Origin of the sequence: Pseudomonas sp. GM18 (genome assembly GCF_000282195.1) — a bacterium.
GTDB lineage: Bacteria > Pseudomonadota > Gammaproteobacteria > Pseudomonadales > Pseudomonadaceae > Aquipseudomonas.
Genome location: NZ_AKJT01000058.1, coordinates 1 through 6,366, shown reverse-complemented (window position 1 = coordinate 6,366; position 6,366 = coordinate 1). Strand labels below are relative to the sequence as shown.

General features: G+C 61.9%; 2 protein-coding genes. Both read right to left on the bottom strand.

Annotated features, from left to right (window positions below; all coding sequences use genetic code 11):
• A partial coding sequence (locus PMI21_RS11980; protein ID WP_007939214.1) for a two-partner secretion domain-containing protein occupies window positions 1–5,926 on the bottom strand: 5,926 nt, incomplete at its 3' end.
• 24 nt (window positions 5,927–5,950) lie between these two features.
• On the bottom strand, window positions 5,951–6,366 hold a 416-nt coding region (locus tag PMI21_RS11985; RefSeq protein WP_007939212.1), incomplete at its 5' end, for a ShlB/FhaC/HecB family hemolysin secretion/activation protein.

Genomic DNA, 6,366 nt, shown 5'->3' with positions numbered 1-6,366 from the left:
TGGCGATGACGTTGATGTCGCGACCAGCGTTGAGGGTCAGGTTGCCGCCACTGGTGACGCTGGACGCCAGGTTTTCCACGGTGGTGGTGATGGTGGAGCGGTGGCCGCCCTCTGCCAGGTCGTGGATTTCGCTTTCGTTGCGCGTGGCCAGCAGGTTGAGGTCGCGGGTGGCGCTCAGGTTGGCGTCGCCGCCGCTGCTGATGGCGCCGGAGTTGGTCAGGTCGCGGGCGGATTTGATCGTCAGGGTGTCGCGGGCGCTGATGCTGCCGCCGGCGTCGACCTGGGTGCGCATGCCGGAGCCTTCGCCCACGGCGATGGCGGTGCGGTCGTTGACGATGTCGCCCTTGAGGGTGGTGAGGCTGACCTGGTTGCCGCGAATTTCACCGGCCAGGGCGTTGCGGATGCTGTCCGTGGCCATCAGGCTCAGGCGTTCTTTGGCTTCGACCAGGCCGCCCTGATAGAGGCTGCCCTTGACGTCGGCGGACAGGTCGTGAGTGCCACGCAGGGTGCCGACGTTGACCAGGTCGTTGCCGGCGATCAGGGTCAGGTCACGGCCCTGGATCAGGCTGCCACCGCGCACGTTGCGCGATTCAGCCTGGGCCAGATACAGCACCGGCACCAGCACTTTCTGGCCATCGACGATGCGTTCTTCCATCCACACGATGTCGTGGGTCAGGGCCGCGACCTGCTCGGAAGTCAGGCTGACGCCCAGCGACAGGTTCAACGCGTTTTTACTGGCCAGGGCGTTGTCCATCAGATAACGGAATTGCTCGTTATCGTCGTTCAGGCCGTTGGCGAGAAAACGTTGACCGGTCTTAGCCAGCACAGCGTCGCTGATCAAACGGGATTCATAACGACCGTCACCGAGGCGGCGTGCAGCTTCATCGGCGCTGAAGTTGAGCTTGCCCAGCAGGTAATCGGAACTCATGAATGCCGCGGACTGGGTCAGCTCCGGGTTGGTTTCGATCAGGTAATGGCTTTGCGGGTTGCGACTCTGCACGAACATGCCGTACGGCCCCTTGGGCAGCCGGAATGTCGAGGACGCCGTCGGGTCCACGGCGGCAAATGGCACACCCCGGAAGTCGACCGGGACGAAGCTGACCTGCTTCACGCCATCGGCATCCACGCGCTCGATGCGCGTGACATCCTTGGCCACCTGGGCGCTGGCGTCGGTGCTGCGTTTGCCCAGGTTGATGTTGATGCCGCCGACCGAAGCGGTCTGGTCGCTGCTCAGCGAACCGGTCAACTGGCCGAAGGTGTTGTCGTAAAGCGTGCCGTTCTGGATGGTGTTGGCGACGTTCAGTCGGACGTTGCCACCGGCTTGCAACACGGCGGCGTAAACGTTGTTGCCGTTTTCATTCCAGGTGGTGACGTCGCTCTGTATCGCGAACCGACTGTCGTTCGAACGGTCGCTCAGTTCCTTGAAACGGGCTTCATCGAAATTGCCCGCCGCTGTCGCCGCGTTGAACGCCGGGACATCGATGAACTCCATCTTGTCCCAGAGGCTGTTGTCGATACGACCGGGGGTACCGATTATCACGAGCCGCTGTCCCGAGCGTGACGCGGCACCCTGGTTGAGCAGGCTGTCGGCGGTCAGGTCGAGGTTGCCGTTGGCCGCCATCAGGCTGTAACGGTTTTCGACCTGATTGGCGTGAACGGTGAAGTTTTTCCCGGCCACCAGCCGTGAAGCGCGAGAGTCCTTGAGTACGGTGTCGTTGAACTGGGTGATGATGGTGATCGTGCCGCGTTTCCAGCCGTCGTGCCCCCCGCAGTGCTGACCGCATTGCCAATCCAGGCTGCCGGAAGATTGCCCGGACGTCAGTTCGAATTCGGATTTGGCGTTGACCAGCGACGCCACGTTGATGTCGATGTCGCCTTCGCTTTCGATAGTGCCCGACAGGTTACTGAACGAGGCCGCACGGCCACCATCAAGGGCACTGAACGTCAGGTTGCCGCGGCTGTAGATATCGCCGAAATAGTTGCTCAGGCTATTGCCGTGCAGCTCCATCGCACCGCCGCTGAACAACAGCGTATCGGCGCCGTTACTGATGCCGTTGGCCGCGTTGAGCGTGACCTTGCCTTGCGCGCCGAGGGTGCCTTTGTTATCGATCCGGGCCGCCGTCACCGTCAGGTTTTGATTGGCGATCAGGCGGCCGAGGTTGTCGAGGGTGCCACGCAAGTTCAGTTGCGTGTCGCCGCCACTGACCAGACGACCGTCGCGCTGGATCAGATCGTTGGCGCCGATGGTCAGTTTTTGCTTGGCCGAGACTCGGCCACTGTTGAACAGATTGCCGCCCAGGGTCAGCGACAGGTTGCCATCGCTGAGCAGCTCGCCGGCGTTGGTCAGGTTGGCGACATTCAGGCTCAGCGCCGAAGCGCTGGCGATACGGTCACCGGCATTGAGGGTCAGGTCTTGGGCGCTGGTGTAGGTCAGTCCACCGTTGAGTTGCCAGGTGCCCACCCCGTTGACTGAGCCGATGTCCCAGCTGCCATTGCCCAGACCGGTGAGGCTGCCCTGGCTGCCGGTCAGGTTATTCAGGTCAAGATCGAACAGGCCTTGCGCCGCGTGACGTACGCTACCACCGAGGTTATTGAGCTGAACGCCGCTGAGGATCAGGTCCTGGCTGCCGATCTCGATAACGCCGTTCTGGTTGTTCAGGTTGCCGGTCAGTTTGATCTGACTCGACGTGCCACCGAGCGCACGGACCTGGCCACCGGCACTGTTATTCAACTGGCCGCTGATGAGGTTCAGGTCAGTGGCCGATTCGATCAGCCCGCCCTGGTTGAGAATCTGGCTGACGGCTTCAAGCCCCAGCCGCGTGCCGCTGATCTCACCGCCGACGTTGTCCAGGCTTGAACCATCGAAGATGACTTGGCCTTTACCGAACAACTTGCCGGCGCGGTTGGTCAAGCGAGTGACCGTCAATTGCAAGTCGCCCAGCAAACTGGAAATCAGCCCGGCCTTGCCGTTGACGGCGCTGTTGTCGAGGTCGGCGGTGGTGATGTCCAGACTGTCGGCCTGAAGGGTACCGCCCTGGTTCTGCAGGCTGCCCTGGCCCAGCGCCAGTTCTGCGTGGCTGCCGTTGGCGAGGATCACACCTTGCTGGTTTTGCAGGCTCATGCCGACGATTTTCAGGCCATCGATGCCGGCAATGATCTGGCCTTCGTTGCGGTTGTCGACGGCCGTGCTGCTGATGTCCAGACGCTTGCCACGCAAGGTGCCGCCACGGTTGTCGAGTTCCGTCAGTCGGGTGAGCAGCAGGCGCTGATCACCGGCGTCGACCACGCCGGTGACGTTGCTGAAAACACCGGCGATTTTCAGTTCGATGGTGCCATCGCTGCTGACGATGCCGCCCTTGTCGTTGTTACTCAGTTGCCCTGCGGTAACTTCGATGGTTTTACCGAGCAGGACGCCGGCACTGTTGTCGACCGTGTCACTCTCGATCTGCAGACCGGCTTCGCTTTGAATCCGGCCCTTGATGTTCAGCAACTGTGACTGACCGGGAGCCGTCTGCTTGAGGATCAAACGTGCGCCGTCGACGCCCGCCGCGAGAAGGCCGTTATCACTGTTGTCGAGGCTGGCGGCTTGCAGGTCCAGGCGATCACCCATGATCCGCCCGCCACGGTTGTCGATGCGCCCGCCTTCGGCGACCAGCAACAATTGCTGACCGGCCACGACACCTGCGCGGTTGTCGACGCTCGCGGCGTGAATGTCCACGTCCCCGTGGGTGGCCTGCAATCGGCCCAAGGCACTGTTCAGGTGTTGAGTGACGATCAGCGTGAGTTTGCCGGCCTCGGCGCTCAAGGTGCCGTTGGTGTTCTGCGTGAGATTGTCGAGTGTCGTATGGACGCTGCCGCCCAGCAGCTTGCCGTCGGTGTTATCCAGGTCACGGCCAACGAGTTTGAGGCTTGTGTTGCCCTGAATCAGCCCTTGGGTGTTGTCCAGATCCTGGGTAGCCAGAACGCTGTCTTCGGACGCGATCGTGCCTTGGGTATTGTCGAGTTTGCCGCGGCTGGTCAGCTCGAGGGTTTTGCCCGTCAGGCTGGCGTTGCGGTTGTTGATGCTCTGGGCGGTGACGGCCAGTTTGCTTGAGGCCTGCACCTTGCCGTCGTGGTTATCGAGGTCTTCGACGACGGTCAGGTTCAGCGCACCGCCTTCAGCGCTGATCACGCCTTTTTGGCTGTTATCCACGCGGGTGGCGTTGACGGTCACTTCATCGGCAACCAGCGTGCCGCCCTGATTGAGCAGTTCGCCGCCGGACACCGACAGAGCGGTCTGAGCCTGAATTTTGCCTTTGCCGTTGTCCAGGCGCTCACTGGCCGTGACCTTGGCGTCGGTCTGATTGGCCGCGATCAAACCGTTGGTATTATCGAGTTGACGGGTGACCAGCTCCAGACGGCCGGCAATCATTTTGCCGTCGCCGTTCTTCAGCTCCCGGGCGTTGAGCGTCAGGCTACCGTCGGCGATTTCGATGCGGCCCTGGCGGTTGTCCAGGCTGTCGAGGGTCAGGGTTGCGGCCTGGCCATCGGCGAAGCGAATCAGGCCGTTGAGGTTGATAATGGCCGGGGCGTTGAACGCCAGACGGCCTTCGCCGAAGATCCGCGCATTGATCCCCTGGTTGAGCAATCGAGCGGCATTGAGCGTGACGTTGCGTCCCTGAATGATGCCGTTCTGGTTGTCGAGCGAGCCTTCGGTCTGCACGTTCAAGGAACGGCTGGCCAACAGGCTGCCGCTGTTACTCAGCGCCTGACTGTTGAGGACAAGATCACCGCTGGCGTTGCGGCTGTTGTCGGCATTGACCCCGGCTTCGATGACGCCGAGGTTGGTCAGTTTGCCACCGCTGCTCAGACGCACCGTGTCCCTGGCCGCGAGGCTTTGTCGGTTGACCAGGTCTTCAGCGGTCTGCACGGCCAATTGCGTTCCGGCGTATATCGGTCCTTGAGCATCGAGGCTCTTGGCCTTGATGTCGACGACGTTGCTGGCGGTGGCTTTGACCATGCTCAGTTGGCCGTTGGCGTCGATCTGAATATCCCCGGCGCTGGCCGCCAGTTCCGCCGCCAGCTTCACACCGACGCCCTGCTCGGTGCCCACCAGTTTGATCGCCCCGGCGTACATGCCGCCCAGGGCCGAGGAGTCGATGGCCAGTTGCGGTTTGGCACTGCCGTCATCGGCGCGGGCGGTGACGTTGAGGTTGTCCGCATTCACATCGTTGCGACCGGCGACGATGGTCAGGTTTTTTGCATGGATTTCAGCGTTGATCTTTGCGCTGCGGGTGATGATTTCGAAGCCGTCGACCTGGCTGGCATCAAGGCCCGTGCCATCGATGGAGACACTGCCCTGATCGACCTGAAAGCGATCCAGACGACCACTACCGTCGAGCACGGGTTTGCCGGTGGTCAACGTCACGCGCGGAGTGTTGATAAAGCCGCAACCGTTACAACTGATGCCATAAGGGTTGGCAACAATGACTCGGGCAGACTGCCCCGCCACTTCGGTGTACCCGCGCAACTGGCTGGGGCTGCCACCGATGACTTCGTTAAGTATCGTCTGTGCCCCGCCGCTGTTTTTCAGGTGAGGGTTGCCAATGATGATCCCGCCCAACTGCGTCGCACCGGTCTGGTTGGCGACGTTGTTGAGGATCACGCCCTGGGTGCCGACGTTGTAATCGTGGAACTGGTTATGCGACAGACCGCTGCCGTTGGGCGTGGCGATGTTGACGATCGGTATTCCGTTGCCGGCGTTATCCAGCGTGGTACCCGGCGTGCTGACGACGATGCCGTCGGCCTGGGCCCATATCGGTTGCCAGAACATGACGTTGGCCAACAGGAACGCCAACCCGCGCTTGGGCATGCCCCAGAAGTGCTCACGTTTTTTTAAGGCAGCAGCGGGCTGGCCGGCCAGAAAGGCCAGTTGGCGAACATCCATGATCGAATCTCGTTAAAGCAGAATTTAGAGGAAGAAATCCACGCGGAAATAGATCGGCGCTTCGCGCTCGGTCAGCACGTCAGGGCGTTCCAGGGAATGGGCAACGGTGACGCTGGCCGCCACATGCTGACCCCGGGCAAACAGCTCCACGGAGTTGCTGGACATGCGCCCGTGCTGATCGCCGTTGTAGCGGTCGCCACGGATCACACCCTGGTCGTAACCCAGGCTGGTGCCGTACTCGGCGAACACCGGGCGCAGCCATTCCAAAGCGATCGGATGGCTCCAGCGCAGGTCGTTGCGCCAGTAGCCGCCGCTGTCACCGGACAACGACTGGTCCTTGTAACCGCGGATCGACGACTGCCCGCCAAGGCTGGTGCGCTGCGAGCTGAACAGCACGTCTTCGCTGCGCTGGCCGGTCATCAGGCTGCTGAAACTGAAGG